At 68.9% G+C, this 23,265-nt stretch carries 25 protein-coding genes; 10 read left to right on the top strand and 15 right to left on the bottom strand.

Annotated features, from left to right (window positions below):
• Positions 1–4 precede the first annotated feature (4 nt).
• Both hutH and H7J06_RS30405 read right to left on the bottom strand, forming a co-directional pair.
• On the bottom strand, positions 5–1,540 hold the full coding sequence (gene hutH / locus H7J06_RS30410) for a histidine ammonia-lyase (protein ID WP_264043459.1): 1,536 nt from the start codon (positions 1,538–1,540) through the stop codon (positions 5–7).
• Between the two features lie 40 nt (positions 1,541–1,580).
• Complete coding sequence (locus H7J06_RS30405; RefSeq protein ID WP_264043457.1) at positions 1,581–2,414, bottom strand: MerR family transcriptional regulator; 834 nt, start codon at positions 2,412–2,414, stop codon at positions 1,581–1,583.
• A 47-nt stretch (positions 2,415–2,461) separates the two neighbouring features.
• Between H7J06_RS30405 and H7J06_RS30400 the strand changes: the two genes are divergently transcribed.
• The gene (locus H7J06_RS30400; protein ID WP_264043455.1) at positions 2,462–2,782 is read left to right on the top strand and encodes a nuclear transport factor 2 family protein; all 321 of its coding nucleotides are present in this window, start codon (positions 2,462–2,464) and stop codon (positions 2,780–2,782) included.
• On the opposite strand, the gene H7J06_RS30395 is transcribed toward H7J06_RS30400, so the two are convergent.
• On the bottom strand, positions 2,772–3,221 hold the full coding sequence (locus H7J06_RS30395; protein ID WP_264043453.1) for a Fur family transcriptional regulator: 450 nt from the start codon (positions 3,219–3,221) through the stop codon (positions 2,772–2,774). The two genes, H7J06_RS30400 and H7J06_RS30395, sit on opposite strands and share 11 nt — an antisense overlap.
• Before the next feature lie 104 nt (positions 3,222–3,325).
• On the opposite strand from H7J06_RS30395, the gene H7J06_RS30390 reads away from it, so the two are divergent.
• Positions 3,326–3,814 (top strand): Dps family protein, encoded by a 489-nt coding sequence (locus H7J06_RS30390; RefSeq protein WP_264043451.1) that lies wholly within the window; start codon positions 3,326–3,328, stop codon positions 3,812–3,814.
• Here the strand turns inward: H7J06_RS30390 and H7J06_RS30385 are convergent, their stop codons facing one another.
• The gene (locus tag H7J06_RS30385; RefSeq protein WP_264043449.1) at positions 3,815–5,305 is read right to left on the bottom strand and encodes a flavin-containing monooxygenase; all 1,491 of its coding nucleotides are present in this window, start codon (positions 5,303–5,305) and stop codon (positions 3,815–3,817) included. It lies immediately after the preceding gene.
• 50 nt (positions 5,306–5,355) lie between these two features.
• Between H7J06_RS30385 and H7J06_RS30380 the strand changes: the two genes are divergently transcribed.
• Complete coding sequence (locus tag H7J06_RS30380; protein ID WP_264043447.1) at positions 5,356–6,360, top strand: amidohydrolase family protein; 1,005 nt, start codon at positions 5,356–5,358, stop codon at positions 6,358–6,360.
• Here the strand turns inward: H7J06_RS30380 and H7J06_RS30375 are convergent.
• Positions 6,349–7,257, bottom strand: a complete 909-nt coding sequence (locus H7J06_RS30375; RefSeq protein ID WP_264043445.1) for a hypothetical protein — start codon at positions 7,255–7,257, stop codon at positions 6,349–6,351. The two genes, H7J06_RS30380 and H7J06_RS30375, sit on opposite strands and share 12 nt — an antisense overlap.
• 107 nt (positions 7,258–7,364) lie before the next feature.
• Here H7J06_RS30375 and H7J06_RS30370 point away from each other — a divergent pair, with 107 nt between their 5' ends.
• The 4 genes from H7J06_RS30370 (at position 7,365) to H7J06_RS30355 (ending at position 10,730) form a co-directional block, all read left to right on the top strand.
• Positions 7,365–8,195, top strand: a complete 831-nt coding sequence (locus tag H7J06_RS30370) for a glycoside hydrolase family 16 protein (protein WP_264043865.1) — start codon at positions 7,365–7,367, stop codon at positions 8,193–8,195.
• A gap of 174 nt (positions 8,196–8,369) precedes the next feature.
• Positions 8,370–8,609: a hypothetical protein gene (locus H7J06_RS30365; protein ID WP_264043443.1), complete on the top strand. Its 240-nt coding sequence runs from the start codon at positions 8,370–8,372 to the stop codon at positions 8,607–8,609.
• A gap of 226 nt (positions 8,610–8,835) precedes the next feature.
• Entirely contained in the window at positions 8,836–9,339 is a 504-nt protein-coding gene (locus tag H7J06_RS30360) for a MarR family winged helix-turn-helix transcriptional regulator (RefSeq protein WP_264043441.1), read from the top strand.
• 152 nt (positions 9,340–9,491) lie between these two features.
• A complete protein-coding gene (locus H7J06_RS30355; RefSeq protein WP_264043439.1) occupies positions 9,492–10,730 on the top strand; it encodes a KasA/KasB family beta-ketoacyl-ACP synthase in 1,239 nt (412 codons plus the stop codon).
• A gap of 16 nt (positions 10,731–10,746) precedes the next feature.
• Here H7J06_RS30355 and H7J06_RS30350 read toward each other — a convergent pair whose 3' ends face one another.
• The 5 genes from H7J06_RS30350 to H7J06_RS30330 form a co-directional block, all read right to left on the bottom strand.
• Complete coding sequence (locus H7J06_RS30350) at positions 10,747–12,111, bottom strand: WS/DGAT/MGAT family O-acyltransferase (RefSeq protein WP_264043437.1); 1,365 nt, start codon at positions 12,109–12,111, stop codon at positions 10,747–10,749.
• A gap of 49 nt (positions 12,112–12,160) precedes the next feature.
• On the bottom strand, positions 12,161–12,601 hold the full coding sequence (locus H7J06_RS30345; RefSeq protein WP_264043436.1) for a response regulator: 441 nt from the start codon (positions 12,599–12,601) through the stop codon (positions 12,161–12,163).
• Positions 12,598–14,211, bottom strand: coding sequence for a sensor histidine kinase (locus tag H7J06_RS30340; RefSeq protein WP_264043434.1), 1,614 nt, complete (start codon positions 14,209–14,211; stop codon positions 12,598–12,600). The genes H7J06_RS30345 and H7J06_RS30340 overlap by 4 nt, the downstream gene beginning before the upstream one ends.
• A complete protein-coding gene (locus H7J06_RS30335) occupies positions 14,211–15,425 on the bottom strand; it encodes a PP2C family protein-serine/threonine phosphatase (protein WP_275080079.1) in 1,215 nt (404 codons plus the stop codon). The genes H7J06_RS30340 and H7J06_RS30335 overlap by 1 nt, the downstream gene beginning before the upstream one ends.
• An 80-nt stretch (positions 15,426–15,505) precedes the next feature.
• A complete protein-coding gene (locus H7J06_RS30330; protein WP_264043432.1) occupies positions 15,506–15,859 on the bottom strand; it encodes an STAS domain-containing protein in 354 nt (117 codons plus the stop codon).
• A gap of 317 nt (positions 15,860–16,176) precedes the next feature.
• Here H7J06_RS30330 and H7J06_RS30325 point away from each other — a divergent pair, with 317 nt between their 5' ends.
• Positions 16,177–18,366: a SpoIIE family protein phosphatase gene (locus H7J06_RS30325; RefSeq protein WP_264043430.1), complete on the top strand. Its 2,190-nt coding sequence runs from the start codon at positions 16,177–16,179 to the stop codon at positions 18,364–18,366.
• Here H7J06_RS30325 and H7J06_RS30320 read toward each other — a convergent pair.
• The 3 genes from H7J06_RS30320 to H7J06_RS30310 all read right to left on the bottom strand — a co-directional run bounded on the left by H7J06_RS30320 (position 18,363) and on the right by H7J06_RS30310 (position 21,113).
• A complete protein-coding gene (locus tag H7J06_RS30320) occupies positions 18,363–19,538 on the bottom strand; it encodes a SpoIIE family protein phosphatase (protein ID WP_264043428.1) in 1,176 nt (391 codons plus the stop codon). The genes H7J06_RS30325 and H7J06_RS30320 overlap by 4 nt on opposite strands.
• On the bottom strand, positions 19,535–20,335 hold the full coding sequence (locus H7J06_RS30315; protein ID WP_264043426.1) for an alpha/beta fold hydrolase: 801 nt from the start codon (positions 20,333–20,335) through the stop codon (positions 19,535–19,537). The genes H7J06_RS30320 and H7J06_RS30315 overlap by 4 nt, the downstream gene beginning before the upstream one ends.
• An 85-nt stretch (positions 20,336–20,420) precedes the next feature.
• Entirely contained in the window at positions 20,421–21,113 is a 693-nt protein-coding gene (locus H7J06_RS30310) for an HAD family hydrolase (RefSeq protein ID WP_264043424.1), read from the bottom strand.
• Positions 21,114–21,324: 211 nt separating this feature from the next.
• Here H7J06_RS30310 and H7J06_RS30305 point away from each other — a divergent pair, with 211 nt between their 5' ends.
• A complete protein-coding gene (locus H7J06_RS30305; protein WP_264043422.1) occupies positions 21,325–22,224 on the top strand; it encodes a mechanosensitive ion channel family protein in 900 nt (299 codons plus the stop codon).
• Between the two features lie 6 nt (positions 22,225–22,230).
• Here the strand turns inward: H7J06_RS30305 and H7J06_RS30300 are convergent, their stop codons facing one another.
• Both H7J06_RS30300 and H7J06_RS30295 read right to left on the bottom strand, forming a co-directional pair.
• Complete coding sequence (locus H7J06_RS30300) at positions 22,231–22,551, bottom strand: hypothetical protein (protein ID WP_264043420.1); 321 nt, start codon at positions 22,549–22,551, stop codon at positions 22,231–22,233.
• Positions 22,552–22,561: 10 nt separating this feature from the next.
• Positions 22,562–22,747, bottom strand: coding sequence for a hypothetical protein (locus tag H7J06_RS30295; RefSeq protein WP_264043418.1), 186 nt, complete (start codon positions 22,745–22,747; stop codon positions 22,562–22,564).
• A 146-nt stretch (positions 22,748–22,893) separates the two neighbouring features.
• Here H7J06_RS30295 and H7J06_RS30290 point away from each other — a divergent pair, with 146 nt between their 5' ends.
• Positions 22,894–23,169 carry a hypothetical protein gene (locus tag H7J06_RS30290; protein ID WP_264043416.1) on the top strand — a complete coding sequence of 92 codons (276 nt, stop codon included), beginning with the start codon at positions 22,894–22,896 and terminating at the stop codon, positions 23,167–23,169.
• The last annotated feature ends 96 nt before the right edge of the window (positions 23,170–23,265 follow it).

The raw sequence follows: 23,265 nt of genomic DNA, 5'->3' as shown, positions 1-23,265 counted from the left end.
TCGGTCAGTCCAGGGGGCCGACGACCCCTTCGGCGGCGCGAACCAGCGCGCCCGAGCGAGCCAATCCGACGGCCGCGGCGATCTCCGGGGCCAGGAAGCGGTCCGGGCCGGGGCCCTCTACCCGCTCCCGCAACGCACCGATCACCGCACCCGTCGCCGGTGACGGTGTCAACGGTCGGCGCATGTCCAAACCCCTTGCGGCGGTCAGCACTTCGATCGCCAGCACGGTGGTGAGCCCGTCGACGGCGCGACGCAACTTGCGGGCGGCCGACCAGCCCATCGAGACGTGGTCCTCCTGCATGGCCGACGACGGAATCGAGTCGGCGCTGGCCGGGTTGGCCAGTCGCTTGAGCTCGGAGACGATTCCGGCCTGGGTGTACTGCGCGATCATGTGGCCGCTGTCGACGCCGGGGTCGTGGGCGAGGAACGGGTTGAGGCCGTGGCTGCGGTTGACGTCGAGGAAGCGGTCCGTGCGCCGCTCGCTGATGCTGGCGACGTCGGCCACCACGATGGCCAGGAAGTCGAGCACGTACGCGACGGGGGCACCGTGGAAGTTGCCGTTGGACTCGACGCGACCGTCGAGCGTGACGACGGGATTGTCGATGACGCTGGCGAGTTCGCGTTCGGCGACCGTGCGGGCATGCGCGGCGGTGTCGCGTGCCGCACCCGCGACCTGGGGCGCGCAGCGCAGCGAATAGGCGTCCTGAACGCGGGTGCAGTCGGGGGTCTGGTGGCTGGCCACGATCGCCGAACCCGCGAGCAGGCGGGTCATGTTCGCCGCGGCCGCGGCCTGGCCGGGGTGTGGGCGCAGCTGCTGCAGGTCGGCGGCGAAGACGCGGTCGGTGCCGAGTTGGCCCTCGACGCTCATGGCGGCCGCGACGTCGGCCAGCCGCAACAGGTGCTCGAGGTCGGCCAGCGCGAGGACCAGTTGCCCGAGCATTCCGTCGGTGCCGTTGATGAGGGCCAGGCCCTCCTTCTCGGCCAGCGTGACGGGGGACAGACCGTGCTCGGCGAGGGCGTGCGCCGACGGCTTGATCTCCCCGCTGCGGGTGCGCACGTAACCCTCGCCCATGATCGAAAGTGCCACGTGCGCAAGCGGTGCCAGGTCGCCGGAGCAGCCGAGGCTGCCGTACTCGTGCACCACCGGCGTCAGCCCGGTCGAGATCAGGTCCGCGTAGGCCTGGGCGGTGTCGCGCCGCACCCCGGTGCGCCCGCTGGCCAGTGTCGAGAGCCGCAGCAGCATCATGGCGCGGATGACCTCGCGCTCGACCTCGGGGCCCGAGCCCGCGGCGTGCGAACGGATCAGGCTGCGCTGCAGCTGGGTGCGGCTCTCCTTGGGAATGTGCCGCGTCGCCAACGCGCCGAAGCCGGTCGAGACGCCGTATACCGGAGTCGGATCGTTGGCCAGCGCCTCGATGGTGTCGCGGCTGGCGTCGATGGCGGCCGCCGACTCCTCGGAGAGCACCACCTGCGCGTCCTCGCGGGCGACTGCCACCACGTCGCCGAAGCCGACCGGTCCTATTCCGACGGTCACGGTCATGGGTGGCGACTCTCCTTCTGCGGGGGACACGGGGGTCTGGCTAGCCCACCGTAGTCGCACCCGCTGAGGGGGCGGATGCGATCGGCCAGCCGATCTCGGTGCGCCACGCCGCCGGGTCGGTGGTGTCCCGCGGCCCGACGAGGTAGACCTCGTGGACGGGGCCCGCGATGGTCAGCGCGTGCTGGTCCACCCACATGCCCAGGGCGCCGTAGGTGACGTCGATGTCGGTGTGCTCTCCGTGGTGCACGGTGACTGCGAGCTCGGTCGGCGGGATGACGAGCGGTTCCACCCGGCCCGATCGAGGCGGCGCGGCCACGGGCACGTAGACCACCAACCGGCCGCGCTCGTCGGTGAACAACTCGTTGTCGTAGAGGCCGCCGGGAGCCCCGGTGGCGGGTTGGCCCGCCGCGGCCAGCGCGGCCTGCAGCTCCGTCATGGCGTCGGCGTACCAGGTCAGGACGTTCGGCGCCGCAACGGTTTCGCCGATGCCTGCGGCCGTGGTCTCGGGCGTCCTGCGTCGCTCGACGTGGATGCTCGCGGCGGGGTCCAGCAGGCGGCGCAGCGCGGCGACGGAATCCCGCGTGCGGGCGAGCTGGGCCTCGAGGCGTTCGAGGTGGCGGCCGATGAGCTGGCCGCGCGTGTCGGGGTCGCCGCTGGAGAGGAGGTCGGCGATCTCGCGGACCGGCATGCCGAGATCGCGAAACCGCCGGATGGTTTGTGCGACGGGAATCTGGGTGGTCGCGTAGTACCGATAGCTGCTGTACGGGTCGACCTCGGCGGGTTCGAGCAGTCCGGTCTCGTGGTAGTGGCGCAGCGTCTTCACCGAGAGATGGGTCATCTTCGAGAAGTCGCCGATGCTCAAGCGTCCCTGCATGCCTCGAGTATTGACTCTCCCCCGAGGGGAGCGTCGACGGTAGAGCCATGACCAATCACGAAGACCTCGTCCGTCGTTACTTCAAGCTGGCACCCGCAGCCGACCCCGAGCCCTACTTCGCCCAGTTCGCGCCCGACGCGGTCGTCGAGGACGAGGGCCTCACCTACCGCGGCGTCGACGCGATCCGGTCGTGGCGGGCCGCGGTGCCGAAGGTGTCCTATGACGTGCGGGGGGTGGACACGGTGGCCGACGAACACGTCGCGCGCGCCGAGATCGCTGGCGAATTCCCCGGCAGCCCAGTCACTCTGACGTTCCTGTTCACCTTCACCGAGGACGGTCGCGTCGCCACCCTGGCGATCAGGTCGTGACGTCGGCCAGGTTCGCCCGGCACCGCTCGCAGAGTCCCCAGAAGGTGACTTCGGCTTCCCGCACCTGAAAGCCCGTGCCGTCGGCGGGGGTCAGGCACGGCGCCCGACCGATCGCGCAGTCGACGTCCTGCACCATTCCGCACGAGTCGCACACCAGGTGGTGATGGTTGTCGCCGACGCGGCGTTCGTACAGCGCAGCCGAGCCCGCGGGCTCGAACCGGCGAAGCAGGCCGGCGCGGGTGAGGTCGTTGAGCACCATGTAGACGGCCTGCGGGGAGGTGCCGGGCAGGTCGCCGGAGATCAGCGCGAACACGGTTTCCGCCGTGGAGTGTGGGGAGGACGCCAGCGCTCGCAGCACGGCCACGCGGCCCGAGGTCGCCCGCAGCGCGACGTCGCGCAGCTCCTGCTTGTACCGGGTGATCGCGTCGGCGGTGTCCATGAGGCCAGCTTAGCATGACCTAACCAATACTATGAGTCGATCGCTATATTGACTAGATCAAGACAAGGCGTAGAGTGGTGGCACCCGAACATCCAGGAGGAACGATGACCATCACCAACCACGACGTCCTCGCCGGCGAATTCGTCGCGTCCCCGACGCTCGCCGCCGATCTCCAAGCCGTTCTCGTCGGTCTGCTGGAGCTGCAGAACCAGGCCAAGCAGGCGCACTGGACGCTGGTCGGCCCCAACTTCCGGTCGACCCATCTCGAACTCGACGAGCTCGTCGACGCCGCCCGCGACCATGCCGACTCGGTTGCGGAGCGCATGCGTGCTCTGGAAGCCGTCCCCGACGGTCGCACGGGCACGATCGCCGCGACCACCTCGCTCGAGGCCTTCCCCGCCGGTGAGGTCGGCGTCGAACGCGCGGTCGCGGTGATCGCCGACCGAATCCTCGGCGTCGTCAACGGCATTCGCGCCGTGCACGACGAGGTCGACGGCGAGGATCCGACGAGCGCCGACATCCTGCACACCATTCTGGAGGGGCTGGAGAAGCAGCGGTGGATGTTCACCGCCCAGCTGCGCCACGTCTCGTGATCAGGTGACGGTCGCCGCCTGGACCACCGACCAGTAGGCGCGTTCGCGTTCGGTGTCGTCGTTCGACGTGATGGCACCGAACGCGGCGGCGTCGCGAGCGAACCTCGTCGCCGCGTCGGACAGTGAATCCGGCCCGTGCAACCGAAAGCTACTGGGGGCCAGCGGGCCGAACAGCAGCGCACGACGCAGACCGGGCCAGTCCTCCAGGCACGGCTCGACCCCGGCCGCCCGGGCAAAGCCAAGCGCCGCCACGTTCATTCGGCTCTTCTGGGGCAGGCCGCGTCTCGACCGGTAGAGCTCAACCGCGCGGCGTTGGTTCTCCTCGGTCGGTGCCGGGATCGCGCCGCCCCACGTGTAGGCGATCCACCTGGCCTGCAATTCCAGCGGGACGAAGTACCCGCCCGACTGGTCCCACATCCCCATGAACGCCAGCCCGGGCAAGTCGGGGTGGAACGTGTGCCGGTCGGCGTCGAGGTGCACCGAGTCGAGCCCGACGAGGGTCCGGATCTCCTCACTCAGGAACGGCAGGCTGAGGTCGAAGCCGGTGCCGAACAGGATGCCGTCGACGTCCTCGGCGTGCCCGTCGGCGAACGTGACCGTCGTGCCGGCGACCGAGGTCATCCAGGGCCGCACCGTGATTCGGCTCTCCGCCACCAGTGGCAGGTACTGCTGGCTGAGCGTGACCCCGGCGGCGAAGAGCGACGGGTCGGGTGCGGGCGCGCCGTACTGTTCCGGGCTGCCGCCCGCGTCGACGACGATCTCCTTGAGTTGCCGGTCGACCTCGGCGGCAGGCAGCGACTCCGCCGCGAGCACCCCGTACCGGGTGAAGATCCGGTGGTCGGACGGCACGCCTGCCGCGAACTTCGGCAGCACGTAACGCTGACGCCGCTGGGTGACGACGACCGCGGCCGCGCCCTGCTGGGCAAGCTCGGCGGCCACCTCCAGCGCGCTGACCGCGCAGCCGGCCACCAGGATTCGCTTGCCCTGCAACGACGTCGAACCTCTGTAGTGGTATGCGCTCGACGCGCCCGCCGCGCCGGTGAACGTGTCGAGACCGGGCACGGGTGGAATCGCCGGCGCGTGGAATCTGCCGCTGGCGACGACCACGCGGTCGAATCGGCTCTCCTCGTCGCCATGACGCAACAGCCATCCGTCGCCGTGCCGAGCAACGTGGTCGACGGGGGTGTCGAACCGGATCCGCGGTGTCAAGCCGAAGGTCTGCGCGTACCGCTGCAGGTAGGCGAGCACCTCGGCGGCGGACGGAAAGACGTCGCGGCTGAGTGGTTCCAGGTCGCTGAACGCGGTCAGGACGCGACTGGTGTTGGTGTGCATGCCCGGCCACACCCCGCTCGCACCCGGCAGGCCCGCCCATTGCCCCCCGAGCATCGGGTTCCGCTCGAAGATCGTCGGCTCGAAGCCCTGCGCGGCCAGCCACCGCGCCGCGACGAGGCCGCCAGGTCCCGCCCCGATCACGGCCACGTCTGCGGTCATCGAGCCACTGTCGCACGTCCGTCACGAGCTTCGGGGCGTAAGAAGGAATGATGCGCATCATCACCGTCGAAGAGCACTTCCACCACCCGCCGTCGGTGGCGAAGGTACTCGAGTTGTCGGGATCGGGGCCGATCACGCCCGACGCCGGGTTCGGCGAATTCCTCGGCAGCTTCATGCCCGATCGCGAGTCCGCCGAACGGCTCGCCGGCAAGCGCCTGGCCCACATGGACAGTGCCGGCATCGACGTCCAGGTGGTCTCCCACGGCGCGAACAGCCCGGGAAACCTGGCGCATCCAGACGCCGTCGAACTGTGCCGGACCGTGAACAATGCCCTCGCCCAACAGATCTCGGAGCATCCAACCCGGTTCCGCGGGTTTGCGACGCTACCGCTCTACGATCCCGCCACGGCCGCCGACGAACTGCGGCGCTGCGTCGAGGAGTTGGGCTTCGTGGGGGCACTGACCCACGGGAGCATCGAGGGGGCCTTCCTCGACGACCCGAGGTTCGAGCCGGTCCTCGCCACGGCCGAGGCCGTCAACCTGCCGATCTACGTTCACCCCGGCATGCCGGAGAGGGCCATCTCGACGCCGTACTACGCCGGCGCCTGGCCCGCGGCGGTGCAGTTCCTGTTCGCCGGCCCGGCGTTTGGCTGGCACGCCGAGGCGGGCATCCACGTCCTGCGGCTCATCCTGTCCGGCGCACTGGACCGGCACCCCAATCTCAAGCTCCTGAGCGGGCATTGGGGCGAACTGGTTGCGGGCTGGCTCGATCGCCTCGACGAGGTGGTGGGGTGGGCCGACCACCTGAACCGCGCGCCGAGTGCGTACTACCGCGAGCAGGTGTGGGCGACCCCGTCGGGGATGTTCAGTCAGAACCAGCTGAACTTCATCGTCGCCGAGATCGGGGCCGACCGGATCATTCACTCCGAGGACTACCCGTACGTGGTGCGGGACAACGTCTCCGAATTCCTCGAACGGGCCGATCTCACCGACGAGCAACGCAGCGCGATCGCCCACCGAAACGCCGAGGCGGTATTGGGGATGTCAGGGGAGTAGCAGGAAGACGTCGTCGAGCACCGACGGCCGGCCGGCTCGCCGCGCCGTCGCGCGCGACGCGTGGTTGCGTCCGTCGACGGTGCCGACCAACAGCCGATCGCCGTTCTGGCGGCTGGCCCATTCCCGTTGAGCCGACGCGGCATAGCCGTGGCCGGCGTGCTCGACGTCGACGACTTCTTCGTTGACCTCGTCGCCCTCGATCCAGCCGATCCGCCCCGGTGCGACGGCGAGGAGCCCGGTGATGCGGTCCTGCAGCATGATTGCTTGCATCCGACCAGACGTGTGCCACTGGCGGATGTCGTCGGGATCGGCCGCGGGCACGTTGCGGCCCAGGGCCGGCGAGTCGACGGCCAACCGCTCGTAGCGATGGCGCACCACCGCGATCACGTCGTCGACGTCGTCGAACGGGGCCAGCCGGATCCGGCCGTCCGATGCCGGCATGTCGCGGTAGCGGGCGAGGTGAACGCCCTGGTCGAGGAGTACCCGCGGGCCGCGGACGGAGCCGGGCCGCGTCCTCAGGCGCGCGAAACGCGTCGCGAACGTCGACCATTCGCGGTGGACGCAGTCCCGCAGGAAGTCGAGGTCGTCGACGTCGTGGGCCACCACCTCGACGAAGGGCCTGGCGACGTCGCGCCCATAGAAGCGGATGCCGCCGAGGAGGGCGCCGTGCGACGTCTCGACGACACGGTGCGCGTAGTCCTCCGGTGCCACCCCGGGCAGGCAGACGTGGTCGGTGAACAATCTGACGTACGCCGGATCGTCGACCTTGGCGAGCTCCTCCTCCAACCACTGCGCGACGAGCAGCGCGCCACGCGCGCCGAACAGCTCGTCCGCGAGCTCGCGGTGCTCACGCAGTGAACCGTCGAGAAGGCGCTGGTAGAGGCGGGATCGCTGCATCACGGGAGAGCGTGCCACGCGGCGCCGCCGGCGGCCACCGGATTATTTCTTCGGGGTCAATCGCGCGGACTCCAGGCTTCGGGCTCTATCGTGTCGCTGTGCCGGAGATGGATCGTCGAAACCTTCTGTTCATGTCGGGATTGGGCCTGTTGGCCGCGGCGATCCCGCTTCCCACGGCAGGCGCCGCGCCGCCGGCGCCTGGGCCGGTGCCCGGACCGCCGGAGACGGCCACCCCCGCCTTTCTGTTCCACGACGAGTTCGACGGACCCGCGGGCTCGGCGCCCGATCCGTCGAAGTGGATCGTGTCCACGGCCCGCGAGACCATCAAGAATCCCGTCTTCTGGGACCGCCCGGAGAACATGGGCCAATACCGCGACGACCGCCGCAACGTGTTCCTCGACGGCAAGTCCAACCTGGTCATCCGCGCCACCAGGGAGAACGGCAAGTACTTCGGCGGCAAGCTCACCGGCACCTGGCGCGGCGGCATCGGCCTCACGTGGGAGGCCCGGGTGAAGTTCGACTGCCTGACGCTCGGCTGTTGGCCGGCGTGGTGGCTGCTCAACAACGATCCCGTTCGCGGCGGGGAGGTCGACCTCGTCGAGTGGTACGGCAACGGCAGTTGGCCCTCCGGTTCCACGGTGCACGCCCGGCTGGACGGCACCTCGTTCGCCACCCAGCCGTTCGACGTGGACAGTGCGTGGCATGTCTGGCGCTGCACCTGGACCGACGCCGGGATGTACTTTTGGCGTGACTACGCACCGGGCATGGAGCCGTACTTCACCGTGCCGGCGAACTCGCTGGACGACTGGCCGTTCAACGACCCGGGCTACGAGCTGTCCCCGATGCTGAATCTGGCGGTCGCCGGCTCCGGCGGCGGCGATCCCGCGGGCGGCACCTACCCGGCGGACATGCTCGTCGACTGGGTTCGCGTCTGGTGACGTGCCCGTCGGGGCCTCGTGAGCACCGTCGGTCCGAGTAGTTCGGCTCGTCGCGGAATAACCCTCGTGAGCACCGTCACTCCGAGGAGTTCGGCTCGTGGCGGAATAAAAAGCGTCTTCCGTTCGTCGGTTATGTCGAAGGACTAATGAACGTTTGGAAGAAGGAGCAGTGCCATGAGTTCCAGTAGCACAAGGACGTTCGCGGCTATCGCCGGTGGCGCCATGGTGACCCTCGGCATCGTCGGGGCGACCATCGCGCAGGCTGCGCCGGGCGCCCTAGCCGATTCCGAGATGTCGACGGGCACCACGAGCACCGTCACGACCGCGCCGGGAACGCCGCCAATTCCCATGGCGCAGCCCAGCATCAAGGGACCCGCGCCCCTGCCCGTCGAGGAGCAGGGTCTGCCCGGCTGACCTGAGAACCTCTTACATAGCCTGGCCTATGTAGATTGGTGAGACCTCGTGCGGCGATGGCCCCGGTGCCGATGTGTGCCGGGGCCATCGTCGTGCGCAGACGCGATGCGTGACTGGGTCTCCCAGCGTCCTGGCAGGAGGTCCACAGCCCCATGTAGTCCGTGTCTCCGGGCAGCTAAGTAGTGCTTCTACATAAGTATCGTGATATAAAGCGCAGGTGGATTCGGTGCAATCACTCGACGACGTCGACGATTCGATCGGCGAGATGTTGGACGTGGCGGCCGACTTGACGGTGCGCCACCTCGCCGATCGGTCCGGGCTAAGTGCAGGCGCGGCAATGCTTTTGAATCGACTCGCGCTCGAGGGTCCGGACCGGCTCACCGCGCTGGCGTGGCTGGAGGGCACCTCTCAGCCGGCCATGACGCAGATGATCCAGCGACTGGAACGCCAGGGTCTGGTCGAACGGTCCGGCGATCCCGATGACGGCAGGGCCGCGATCGTGTCGTTGACCTCCGATGCACGGGCCAAGCTCGCCGACCGCACGGTGGCCCGTCGTGGGCGGCTCGCAGCGCTGACGGACACCCTCTCCTCCGAGGACGAGTTCTCCCTCGCGCTCGCGGCGCAGGTAGCCCTGCCGATTCTGCGTCGCCTTGGCGAGAACGCCTCAGCCGCGTCGGCGGACCGGCGCGCCGCCGCCGAGGCAGAGTGCGACGAGGGAGTTCACCCGTGACGTCACGGCCCTGGAATCGAGTCGCCACGCCGTAGAGGGGGTGGCCCCAACGGCAGCTCCGCGCCGCGGTGGACGCGCGAAGGACCCTCCCCGTGTGTGCCGCGGTGAGCGGAGACGGGAGAATCGTCTCGACACTCGAAGAGGAGCCTGAGATGCTGCGCGACTTTCCCGACGTGGTCGTCACCGGTTTCGCGACGACCAACGCCCTCGCCGCCGACACCGAAGCGACCTGGACCGCCCTGCTGGACGGTGACAGCGGAATCCGTCCGCTCGCGGGCGGCTTCGTCGACGAACTGAATCTGCCGGTGAAGATCGGCGGTCAGCTCCTCGAGGACTTCGACACCGAACTGAGCAAGGTCGAGCTGCGTCGGCTGTCGTACACCCAAAAGATGGCCCTGGTCCTCGGTCGACGTGCGTGGGCGGACAGCGGCGCGCCCGAGATGGATCCCACCAGGCTCGCGGTGTCGGTGGGCACCGGGTACGGCAACGCCGAGGAGGTCATCCTCGCCTACATCGCCATGCGCAAGCGTGGCCTCAGGGCCGTGTCCCCACTTGCGGTGCAGATGTTCATGCCCAACGGGGCCGCCGCGGCCGTCGGTCTCGACCGGGCGGCGCGAGCGGGCGTGTCGGCACCGATGATGGCCGACGCGTCCGGCGCGGGTGCCATCGCGCAGGCCTGGCAGCAGATCGTCTTCGGTGACGCCGACGTCGTCGTCTGCGGCGCCGTGGAGTCGCCGATCGAGGGCGTGCCCATTGCGGCCTACTCTCAGGTCGACGGGATGATGGCGACCGGTGACGACGACCCGGCGGGCGCGTGCCGGCCGTTCGACGAGAACCGCCGCGGCATGGTGCTCGGCGAGGGTGGCGCGCTGCTGGTCATCGAGACCGAGGAGCACGCCAAGGCCAGGGGGGCGCGCATCTTCGCCCGGCTACTCGGAGCCGCCACCACCTCCGACGGATTCGACGCGTTGCAGTCCGATCCCAGTGGCGAACAGGAGGCGCACGCCCTGACGCGTGCCATCGAGTTGGCCGGCCTCACCGCAGGCGACGTCGACCTCGTCAACGCGCACGCCGCGGGCACCGTCGCCGGCGACCTCGTCGAGGCGACCGCCCTGCAAAAGGTGTTCGGTACCCATCACCCCGCCGTGTACGCGCCAAAGGCCGCCCTGGGCAACACGTTTGGCTCGGCCGGTGCCATCGAGGCGGTGCTGACGGTTCAGGCCCTTCGCGACGGCGCGGTGCCACCGACCCTGAACCTCGAACACCTCGACGGGCGGATGGACCTGGACGTGGTCACCGGCCAGGCTCGCCGATCCGACTACCGGTACGCGGTCAGCAACACGTTCGCCTTCGGCGGTCACAACGTGGTGCTGACCTTCGGCAAGTACTAGGGCGGCTACCCCGGCGTCACGCGCCGACGGCCTGCTCGAGTTCGGCCAGCGAGTTCTCCAGGTGCATCAGCAGGCGCTGCAGGTGTGGCACGCTGCGCCGGCAGCCCACCAGTCCGAAGTCGAGGTTGTCGCCGTTGTTGGTCATCGTGATGTTGAGCGCTTGGCCGTCGAGTGCGATCGAGAACGGATAGTTGCCGTCGAGCCGGGCGCCGTTCCAGTACAGCGGTTCCGACGCCCCCGGCACGTTGGAGATCACGATGTTGAACGGTGGCGGCGCCGACGAGACGAAGCCCGGGAGCAGACCCATGGCCAAGCCCGACATCAGGACGGCCGACAGGGCCAGCGCCTGGGCCCTCGGCAACTCGGCGAACACCTTCTTGTTGTCGGTCATCGAGGTGCTGATCGCGTCGAGCCGCTTGGCCGGATCGTTCATGTCGGTGGCCAGGTTGCACAGAATGGTGCCGACCATGTTGCCGCCGGCATCCTGCTCGTCCTTGGTGCGCAGGCTCACCGGCACCATGGCCACCAGCGGGGCGTCCGGAAGCGCCGCGCGTTCGATGAGGTAGGCCCGCAAGGCTCCCGCGCACATCGCCAGCACGACGTCGTTGACGGTGACACCGGCCGCGGACTTGACGGCCTTGATGCGGGCGAGCGGCCACGACTGTGCCGCGACGCGCCGGGCGCCGCCGATCGGCACGTTGAACATCGTCTTGGGTGCCCGGAAGGGGAGCGTGAGCTCCTGTTCCAGCAGGGCGGCCCTGGCGATCGCCAGCGTCGACGGCGCGAGGGACGCGACCGATCCCAGCGCCCCCGTCAGGGACTGCAGGGTCGAACGGCCGCCGTCGGCCTCCTTCGTCCGCTGCTTCGGGCCCAACGTCCACGGCACCCGCATCTCCGTGTCGGTCGGATCGGTCGTCATCGAGCGGATGGTCAGCCGCTGGGCGCTGACGCCGTCGAGCAACGAGTGGTGGATCTTGGTGTACACCGCGAAGCGACCGTCCCCCAGGCCCTCGATCAGGCTTGCCTCCCACAGCGGTCGGTGCCGGTCGAGCAGAGTGCCGTGCAACCGGGACACCAACTCCAGCAGGTCGCGCACGCGGCCCGGACGGGGCAGCCCCGAGCGGCGCAGGTGATAGTCGATGTCGACGTCGTCGTCGATCGCCCAGGCCAGGTTGGAGATGCCGCCCAGGACCCGGCCTGGGTGCTTCCGGAACGTTTGCTGAAAGTCGTCGTTCTTGACGATGGTCTCGTACATGTCGCGGATGAACTCCGGTCCGGCGCCCGCGGGCGGCTCGAACAACTGCAGACCGGCGACGTGCATCGGGTGTTCGCGGGATTCACCGAGGAGGAACATCGAATCGGTCGGCGACATCAGCTTCATGGGTGTGACGGTACCCACAGTCGCTGGTATTCACCCCTCGGGTCACTGTTCAGCCCTGGGGGAGTCGCACCACCTGGACGAAGAACTCGTCGATCTGGCGGACGGCGTTCATGAACTGGTCCAGATCCACCGGCTTGGTGACGTAGGCATTGGCGTGCAGCTTGTAGCTGCGCAGGATGTCCTCCTCGGCGGCCGAGGTGGTCAGCACGACGACGGGGATGTGATTGAGATCCGGATCGGACTTGATCTTCTCGAGCAGCTGGCGACCGTCGTACTTCGGCAGGTTCAGGTCGAGCAGGATCAGGTCGGGCGTCGGGGCGTTCTCGAAGGCACCGCGCCGGTAGAGGAAGTCGAGGCCCTCCTCGCCGTCGTGGGCCACGTGCAGGTTGTTCTTGATCTTGTTGTGCTCGAAGGCTTCCCGGGTGATGAGTTCGTCACCCGGGTCGTCCTCCACCAGCAGGACGTCGATCGGTCGCGCGGCGGATGTCATGGGGCCGTTCCTTCCAGGGGTGGTGCGGGGACGTGCGTCGGGGTGGGTACGGGCAGGGTGAAGCGGAACCGGGTGCCGCCGGTGTACGCCGTGTCGATCCAGATGGCGCCCCCGTGGTGTTCGACGATCTTCTTGCACAGGGCCAGCCCGATGCCCGTTCCACCGTAGGAGTCGCGGCCGTGCAGCCGCTGGAAGATGACGAACACCTTGTCGACGAACTCCGGGGCGATGCCGATCCCGTTGTCCGAGAGGGTGAACGAATAGTGCTCCTCGGCCGGGTCGGCCGGGTCGGCGGCGCGTTCCCATTCGATCGCGATCCGAGGCGCGACGCCGTCGCGGTGAAACTTCATCGCGTTGCCAACCAGGTTCTGCCACAGCATGGCCAGCAGGGTCGGATCGCCGACGACGCGGGGAAGCGGTTCGGTGGGGCGGACGATGACGGCGGCGGACTCCTCGATCAGGACGGAGAGGTTGGCGAGTCCGTCGTCCAACGCGGCGCCGAGGTCGACGTCGGCCCGTGCGGCGTTGAGCCGTCCGACCCGCGAGAAGGTGAGCAGGTCGTTGATGAGCACCTGCATGCGCTTGGCGCCGTCGACGGCGAAGTCGATGTATTCGACGCCGCGGTCGTCGAGTTTGTCGCGGTAGCGCTTCTCGAGCAGCTGGCAGAACGAGGTGACCTTGCGCAAGGGCTCTTGGAGGTCGTGCGAGGCGACGTAGGCGAACTGTTCCAGCTCGGCGTTGGACCGACGCAACTCGACGGCTTGTTCGTCCAATTGTGCCTCGGTCGTGCGCGATGCCTCGAGCTCGTCGACGACCCGCTGCCGCATGTTCTCCACGTCGACGGCGATCGAACGGATGTCCTTGGGGCCCTGAGGAACGATGCGCTCACCGAAGTCGCCCTCGGTGATCCGCCGACACGACGCCGCCAGTGACGCCAGTGGGCGGGTGACCGCGGTCTGCATCACGATCGCCAGGGCCGCGGCGGTCACCAACAGGACCACGACGATGGCGCCGAGAACGGCGTTGCGCCACCAGCGAATGCGGTCGAGGTCTTCGATTCCGTCGGTCCTTGCCTCCGTGAGGTGCGCGTTCTGGGTGTCGAAAAGGGCTCGGATGCGGTCGAATTCGATCTTGCCGCGCTCCGCGACACCCGGGTCGACCACCGCGGGGCTGCCGGGTCGGACGGTGGCGATGAGCGGTTCGGCGAACGAGGTGCGCCAGGTGGCGGCGGCCCGGTCGACGGCGTCGACGTCGGCGATCAGGTCGGGGCGGCCGCCCGCGCGCTCCCGAACCTGCTGGGCTGCCGCGGCCTGGGCCTGCTGCCCCGCGTAGTAGGGGGTGAGGAACTGGGGGTCGGCCGAGATGGCGTACCCCCGAGTGGCGGTCTCCTGATCGCGCAGCGCCGCCTGCAATTGGTAGGCCGCGGAGCGCGCTGGCTGGATGTCGTCGATCAGTTGGTGCGCCACGTCGTCGTACCGGTTCAGCAGCAACCCGCCGGTGATGCCTGCGCCGAGGACCAGCAGGCCCATGATGGCCAGCACCAGGCTCTGCCAGCCCTGCACGGTGAGCGGGGACGACCGCCTGCTCGTCTCGTCGCGCGAGGTCGGCATCAGGCGGTCCGCTCCACCCGGACGACGGCGACGTCGTCGGACAGACCGCCGTGCAGCGCGGCCTTCTCCTCGGCCCCCTCGATGAGCGCGTCGACGAACGCCGACCCGGGAAGCGCCGCCCGTGATCGGGCCAGTTCGAGCAAGCCGTCCTCGCCGAGGCGTTCGTTGCCGATGCCCGAGTGTCCTTCGAAGAGGCCGTCGGTCAGCAGCAGCAGACCGTGGCCGGCGGGCAACTCCAGCTCGGTGAGCGGCCAGTCGGAGGCACCGAGGCCGAGGGCCGGACCGGCAGGTGGCTCGAGCCATTCGACCGAGTCGGGGCCATGCAGCAGCATGCCGGGATGTCCGGCTCGCAGCGCGGTGAAGCTGCGGTCATGTGGTGAGAACGCAAGGCTCAGCACCGTCGCGAAGATCCGGGCGCCCGGACTCTCCGCGCTCAGGATCCGTTCCAGTTGGCTCATGCGCTCGTTGCCCCGCAGGCCCGCGAACGTCAACGCCCGCCAGCCAATTCGCAGTGCGACGCCGAGGGCGGCCTCGTCGGGACCGTGGCCCGCGACGTCCCCCACCATCACGTGAACCGTCCGGTCGGGAGTCTGGACGAAGTCGTAGAAGTCGCCGCCCAGGAGCGCGTTCTTGCGGCTGGGTCGATACTTGGCCACGATGTCCACGCCGGGTTCGTCGAGGAGCAGGGGCGACGGCAGCAGCCCGCGCTCGAGGCGGGAGTTCTCCTGGGCTCTGAGCTGACTGGACCGCAGGTCCGCCGAGGTGATCTCGGCGCGCTTGCGTTCGATCGCGTATAGCAGGGCCCGCCGCAGCATCTCCGCTTCGACGCGGCCCTTCACGAGATAGTCCTGGGCGCCCGAGGCGAGCGCCGACACGCCGAAGTGCTCGTCGTTCAACCCGGTGAGCACGACGATCGGGATGGCCGGGTCGCACTTGGTGACGCGGTCGAGCGCCGCAATGCCGTTCGCGTCGGGCAGATTCAGGTCGAGCAGAACGCAGTCCGGTCGCAGCCTGGTCAGCTCGACCTCTGCGTCGGCCATCGACGGAGCCCACGACAACTGGATGTCGATGTCGGCGTCGACGACCAGTTCCTCCACGAGTAGGGCGTCCCCACGGTCGTCCTCCACCAAAAGCACCGAAAGGGGACGCGTCTGTGCCCCCACACCGGCCCCTGCCGTCGGATCAGGATCGTGTGGAGCCCCCACCGGCCACATCCTTTGAACGTCGCATCATTGCGCTGCCCTGCTTGACAGTCATCCGACAGTACCGGTGGTCGACCGCCCGACGTCGGCGGCTACGCGCCCAGGGCGCCGAGGGCCTCTTCGGCGCTTTGGTACAGCGCCAAGAATTCGTCGAGCTTTGTCAGCTGGATGGGCCGAGCGGTCGCCGGGCCGGTGGCCACTACCGCGAATTTACCCGTCCCGCCTGCTCTTTCGTGGGTCTCGGCAAGTATCCGCAGGCCCACGGACGCCAGGAACGTCACCGCGGTCAAGTCGACGACCAGGGCGTTGGGACGTTCGTCGATCAGCTCGGCGAGGAGTTCCTCCAACTGGGGCGCGGTGGCCAGGTCGACCACCCCGTCCACCGTCAGCACGGTGGCCCCGTTCCGCCGCTCGACCGAGGTCGAGATCGCATCGGCTGCCGGCAACGGCCACCCTCCCTACTGACATTCGTTCGTCGCAGTGGCGACGAGACACCACCAGTTTAGTGTCCGCGGTCGCCCCGCTGGACTTTAAACCAGTCGGCGGCAAGCGCGTCGGGCTTAAGGCTAATGTCAAGATCGGCGACTCGCCGAGAGGGGTGCGGCGAGGCAAGCGCGAGCCCGCCGAAGCACCGGACACACATCCCCAGACAAGGGGCCCTCCTCATACCCACGGCGGCGATTGCAATTCGCAATTTGGGGGAACACACGCGCGTGACGGACGACGCCCCAGCACTCGCTGCGCACGACGGAGTCACGAGCTGATGGCAGGTGACGACTTCGGCCAGCGCTATGCCGCGGCCCTTCGACGCCACCTCGACGCCGGAAGCGAGGCGAGCCTTTCCGAGGGACACGAGCTTGGTCGCCAAGCGTTGGTCGACCGCGTCGGCGTGGCCGACATCGTCGAACGCCACGTCCACGAGACCGACGAGCTGGCCGCGTCGTCCCGCCCGGCGGCCCTGCAATTCCTGCAACGGACTTTGGCCGCCGTCGACGCCGCCGCCCGCGGGTATCTCGACGGCGCCGAGCGCTACGAGCAGCAGCGCGCCAGGGCGGACGACCTAGAGCACCGCGACGCCTTCCGCACCGCGCTGGTGAACTCCCTCCAGGAGGGCTTCTTCGTCGTCGACCGCAAGGGCACCATCGGCGAGGTGAACGAGGCCTTCGCCGCCATCACCGGCTGTGGACGCGAGGGACTGCCCTACCGGTGGCCGTACCCGTGGCTGGTCGACGAGCAGGAGGCCAGCGGGCGCCTGGCCCAGCTGGTCGAGCAAGGAAGCGTGCAGGCCGAGACCCAAATTCGGCACCGCGACGGCCGGGTCACCTGGGCCGAGGTCAGCATCAACTCGGTCACCGCCGACGGCACCGAGGGTGATGCGTACGTCGGCACCATCCGCGACGTCACGGCGGCGAGGGCATCGGCCGCACGCGAGCGCGCCGTGGTGCGACTGGCAACGGCCGTCGGCATCGCCACCAGCGTCGCCGAGGTGCTCGACATCGTGCTCGAGGAACTACGCGCCGCGATCGACCTCACCCGGGTGGTCGCCGTCATGTGGACGAAGTCGGGGGCCGACCCCGAGGTTCAGGTCGCCGGGTCGGCGGAGCCGATCGCCTGGCGCGACCTCGACCCGTTCCTCCAGGAGAGGTTCGCCGAGACGCGGGACTGGTCGCCGCTGTCGGTTCAGGCAATCGGCACGGCGGGACCGTCGGGCCCGTGGATGGGCATCATGGCGGTGCTCTCCGGCGTCGCACCCACCGCGCTGTGGCTGGAGAACGCCGAGCCCCGGGTGATCGGGGACGACGACCGCCTGCTCGTCACGACGCTGGTCGGCCATCTGAGCCTGGCCGTGCAGCACGTCCGCCAGTTCGAGATCGCCAGGGAGGCGTCGTCGACCCTGCAGCGGACGATGATGCCGACGACGAAACCGCCGGTCGGCTTCGCGGTCCGGTACGAGCCCGCGGCCTCACCCCTGGAAATCGGCGGCGATTGGTACGACGTGTTGGCGGTCGGCGAGCATCAGGTCGGCATCGTCGTCGGCGACTGTGTGGGCAGTGGCCTGTCGGCCGCGGCGGTGATGGGGCAGCTCCGCAGCTCGGCCAGGGTGCTGCTCGTCAACGGCGCCAGCCCGGGGCGTCTGCTCGACGAGCTGGATTCGGCGGCTGCCCTCATCGCCGGCGCGTACTGCACCACCGTCTTCGTCGGGATCGTCGACGCCGACACCGGCCTGATGTCCTACAGCAGCGCCGGCCACATCCCGGCATTGCTCGCCGCCCCCGGCGGGGCGGTGGAGAGCCTGACCGGCGCCACGTCGGTGCCGCTGGCGGTGCAGAAGACGGGTCCGCGGCCCGAGGCGTCGACGGTCCTGCCACCCGGATCCACCCTGATGTTGTACACCGACGGCCTCGTCGAACGCCGAGAAGAACTGGTCGACAAGGGTATTGAACGGGCCGGCGAGATTCTTGCCGAGACGATCGAATCGTCGGCCGACGTCGTCGCGGACGCCGTGCTGCAACGCCTGGTGCCCAAGGACGGCTTCGACGACGACGTCGCGATCGTGGTGTACCGCAGGCCGCCGGCGCCGCTGGAGATCGACGTCTTGGCCACCCCCGACCAACTGAGCGACATCCGGCGCCAGATCGCCGCATGGCTACGGGCCACCGGCATTCCCGACGACCTCGGCGGGGACATCGTGCTGGTCGTCAACGAGGCGTGTACCAACAGCATCGAACACGCCTACCGCGGGGCGACGCCGGGGCGGATGGTGGTGTGCGCCGAGGCCAAGGGGCGCGGGATCTCGATACGCATCACCGACTTCGGCTCGTGGAAGCTGCCCGACGCCAACCCGCGCACCCGCGGACGCGGGGTGCCGCTCATGCGGGCGGTCAGCGGTGACGTCTTTCTCGACGGCACCTCGACCGGCACCACGGTGACGATGAACTTCCAACTGTCCTAACGGGTTTCGGTGGTGCCGGGGGTGACACTCAGCGCCAGCGTGGCGGCGTCGTCGTCCACCCCGGTGCCCAGCTCCTCGATCAGCGTCCGCATGGCCGCCACGATTCCCCTGGCGTCGGTGGGGGAGTGGGCCGCGGCGAAGCGCAGCAGCTCGCCGTCGTCGTCGTACCGCGACCCGGGCCCGGTGCGGGCTTCGGTGTAGCCGTCGGAATAGGCGACCAGGGTGTCGCCGGGTGACAGCGCGACCCGGGTCGAGGAGAACGTCGGCCGGGCGAACAGCCCGACGGCCTGGCCTCCGTCGATGGGCACGTACCCGGCGCTGCCGTCGGCCCGCAGGAGTAGCGGAGGTGGATGGCCTCCTGTGGCGATCTCGACGTCGAAACCGGTTGCGCCCCTGGTGATTACACCGAAGAGAACGGTGCAGAACCAGCCGCGGCCGGCATGGGCGTCCTGCTTGAGGACGCTGTCGAGGGTGTGCAGCACCCCGACCGGATGGTCGTCGCCGACGGCGGCGGCCCGCAGCGTGTACCGGGTCAAGGACGTCAACGTTGCTGCGGCAACGCCCTTTCCGCACACGTCGCCCAGGAAGAAGCCGTACCGTTCCCGAGACAGTGGGAACAGGTCGTAGAAGTCGCCGCCGACGTCACCGGCCGACGGGCTGTGATAGTGGGCCGCGGCTTCCAGGCCCGGAGGCGGTGACAACGACGGCGGCAGAAGCGAGAGTTGAAGCGTCTGAGCCAGACTCACGGCCCGGCCGCGTTCCTCCTCGGCGCGCCGGCGCTCGGCCAGGAGCTCGCGCTCGTAGGAGCGCCGGGCGGCGGCGTCGTCGGCGACGATGCGGACCAGCAGTGGTCGGCCCTCGGCGTCGGACTTGACGTTGGCCGTGAGCAGGACCGGAAGCCGTCGCCCGTCGGAGGCGACGATGTCCACGGCGACTCCGCTGAGCGCCCCGGACGCCAGCAGCATCGGCGCAAAGTGGGTTTCGTAGTGGATGCGGCCACCGGCGGTGAGCAGCTGCGCGAACGGAGTCCCGATCAACGCGTCGAGGTCACGCCCCAGCCACGACGCGATGGTGTCGTTGACGGCCCGGATCTCCCCGTCGGGCGTGGTGATGACGTATCCGCAGGGGGCGTTGTCGAACGCGTCGCGCAGCGCGTCGGGGCTTGCCGTCACGCCGGGGACGCGAATTCGGCGATGGCCGCCGCGGTCTCGTCGGGCGCGCTCAGCTGCGGGCAATGACCGGTGGAGTCGATCGTGACCAGGTTGCTGCCGGCGATGTGCTCGTGGGTGTATGCGCCGACCGACCGTGGCGCCAAGGTGTCGTGCAGACACTCGATCACCCGTGCCGAGATGCCGACCCTCTCCAAGTCGGCGCGATTGTCGGACAGGAACGTCGTCCGGGCGAAGACCCGAGCCTTGGCGGGATCGTTGCGGCAGAACGACTCCGTCAGCTCTTCCTCGAGCTGTGGCCGGTCCGGGGTGCCCATGACCTTCGGCGCCATGGTGCGTGACCAGCCCAGGTAGTTGCTCTCCATCGATTCGAGCAGGTCGTCGACGTCCGCGCGGGTGAACCCGCCGGTGTAGCCGTCGTGGTCGAGGTAGCAGGGCGACGGCGTCAGCAGGACCAACTTGGCGAAGCGGCTGGGATCCTTCGCGACGGCGAGCACGCCCATCATGGCCGCCACGGAGTGTCCGACGAAAACCACGTCGGTCAGGTCCAGCCGCTCGACGATCTCGAGGATGTCGTCGGCGTAGCCCTGCAGCGACGAGTACCGCTCCGCGTTCCACGCCGCCGGGTCGGACAGCCCCGAACCCACGTGGTCGAACAGGACGAGGCGGAACCGGTCCCGAAGTCGGGCGGCGACCAGGCGCCAGAGGTTCTGGTCGCACCCGAACCCGTGGGCCAACATCACCGTCGTCCCCGAGTCGAGGCCGGCGAAGGTCACGTTGTTCCTGGTGCCCACGTCCACGCAGCCATCATTCCATGGGCCTTCCTGGCCGGGCGGCGACGAGAGCGGCGGTGAGGCCGCCTCGCCCCGCCGCGCTGAAGAACACCTAGGACTGCGCAACGCTCGCGGCGAGGCGGCCGATCGGTGAGTCGTCCAGGTGGTCGGCCAGGTCGCCCGGGTTGCGGTAGACCGCCACCGCACCCTCGTTCTGTAATCTGAACAGGTCGACGCCGCCGCTCTCGAACCCGATGCACTCGACCCCCGCCCGGCTCGCTGCGCGGATGTCCCAGATCGAGTCGCCCACGAACACCGCACGATCGGCGCCCACGTCCGCGCGCTGCAGCGCCACCGCGACGATGTCGGGCCGTGGCTTGGCGGTGTCGACGTCGTCCGACGACGTGACGGCCGAGACGATCTCGTCCTTGTCGAGGATCTTGCGCAGCAACGCCAACTCGTCCTCCGGCGCCGACGTGGCCAGCACCACCTGCAGTCCGGTGGCGGCGACCAGGTCCAGCAGACGACGGGTTCCGGGCAGCGGCTTCAGGAGGTGCGCGGTCTCCAGGTAGAAGCGGGAGTGCAGGTCCTTGGCGCGGGCCTTGACGTCGTCCCCGTCACTCGAGTCCTCCGGCGTCAACTCCTCCAGTAGCGAGGAGCCGTCCATGCCGATGCCGCGGTGGATGCGCCACGCCTCCACGTCCAGCCCAACCTCGGCGAACGCGCGCTGCCAGGCATGCACGTGAAGATAGTTGGAGTCGACCAGGGTGCCGTCGATGTCGAACAGGATTGCGGGTGTGGACATGCCAGGACGGGTTCCCCAGCCGACCCCGGCGAAACGGGTGTTTCGCCGGACGGCCGCTCGGGAACGCTGGTTGCCGGGGGAGCACTGACGTCATGGCCCCACTGCGAGTGGCCGGGCGTCCAACACCGCAATCGTGAAGGGACACGAATCACCGCGGACGAGGTCGGTCACGAGTCGACCACGGGGGACCGGACTGCGGTGACATTCGCTTATGACTATTACTTACAGCGCATTTGAGTTCGCCACGGCGTGGGACGGCCTCTGGTCGTCGAGCTTCGGTCGGTGGATCGCCACCCAGGGTCTGCACATCGTGCTGGTGATCGTCGCCACGATCGTCGCCACCAGGATCATTCGTCACGTTGCGGGCCGAATCAGCAGACGACTCGCGGCCAGTGACGACTCGGACGCCACCGTGCAGTCAGAGGCGGTCAAACACCGTCAGGCCCTGGCGTCGGTCATCTCGTCGGTGGCCATTGCCGTGCTGTACGTGGTGGTGTCGGTCGACGTGATCAACACCCTCGGCCTGCCCATCGGATCGCTGGTGGCACCCGCCGCCGTGCTCGGCGCGGCCCTCGGTTTCGGGGCGCAACGCATCGTTCAGGACTTGCTGAGTGGGTTCTTCATCATCACCGAGAAGCAGTATGGCTTCGGTGATCTGGTCCAGCTGACCATCGGGGCGAGCAACGAGGCGGTGGGCACGGTCGAGGACGTGACGCTGCGGGTGACCAAGCTTCGCACCAGTGACGGTGAGATGTTCACCGTGCCCAACGGTCAGATCGTGAAGTCGTTGAATCTGTCCAAGGATTGGGCCCGCGCGGTGGTGGACATCCCGGTACCGGCCTCGGCGGACCTGAACCGGGTCAACGAGGTTCTCAAGGGCGTGTCGGAGAAGGCGATGGACGACGACCTCCTGCCCACGCTGCTGCTGGATCGGCCGTCGCTGATGGGTGTCGAGAGCATCGGCGTCGACGAGGTGAAGCTGAGGATGGTGGCGCGCACCCTGCCCGGCAAGCAGTTCGACGCCGGCCGGCGGTTGCGTCAGCTGGTGGTGGCCGACCTGCGCCGCGAGGGCATCGACAGCCGCACGCCGGCGAGCGTCGACGCTGCCTGAGTCGGGTCAGAACGTCGTGAACAGCACGACGGCGGCGCCGATGACGACGATCCACGCGATCACCGGTACGACGATTCCGTACCGGTGTCGCGCGGTGACGAACGAAAGTGCCACTGCGACTGCGGCTACCGCGGGCGTCCCGTATTCGATGAGGCCGAACACGGTTTCGTTGGGTCCGAACTTGGTGCACGTTCCGCTGCTGCAGCCCGCGGTGCCGAGCACCTGTAGGTAGGAGTAGACGACGACGGCCAGCGCGCCGGGAGCGCTGAGGATCGCGAGGATCCAGTTGACGGCCGTGCGCGTGCCGTTGTCGGTGCGAGTGGCCACGGGACCTCCGTCAGTCCTGCGCTCGCGCTTCGGCACCCGTCTCGCCCGCGTCGAAGTCGTCGTCGGAGCTCTGCTCGCCGACGTAGTTGCCGCCGCCGTCTCCGTCCGCGCGTGACGCGGCGACGTGCGCGTCGTCCTCGACGTCGGACTCACTGTCCGATTGTCCGGATTGGTCTGTGCGGTGCCGTCCTGACATCGTGCTGCCTCCTAGGTGCCACGAAGGGGTACCCCGATCGGCGCCGTCCACACCAGGCGACGTTTCATGCCGTCGCCGAGGGGGCACATGGAGGTGGACCAAGGCGGTCCACGGCATTTTCGCAGGAGGTTGTGAGCTTGATGGGCATGAAGGCGATGACGGGCGTGGCAGCGGCGACGATGGCGCTGGGCGTACTGCTGAGCGGTTGCGGGGCAAAGGTCGAGGGCGGCGACACGTCGTGCAAGGACTACATGAAGGCCGACGACGCCGACCAGCAGACCGCAGTGTCGAAGATGCTGAAGGACGAGAAGGGCACCGACGCAGCGCAGCTCGAGATCACCGGCACCAAGCTCTCGGTTCAGACCTTCTGCCAGACCGCAGGCAAGGAAGACAGCAAGATCAAGGAAGCTCCGCACCTCTAGGGGTCGAGTTTCCCCGTACCCCGGTCGGGTAGTCGGTCAGGGTGGCGTGCACGTGGCGTGTGCGCCACCCTGACCGGCGAAAGGAACCCATGGTGG

This window comes from Mycolicibacterium hodleri (assembly GCF_025822245.1).
Taxonomy (GTDB): Bacteria; Actinomycetota; Actinomycetes; order Mycobacteriales; family Mycobacteriaceae; genus Mycobacterium; species Mycobacterium hodleri.
The sequence above is the reverse complement of the archived record's forward strand: the minus strand, read 5'-3'. Positions and strand labels throughout refer to the sequence as shown.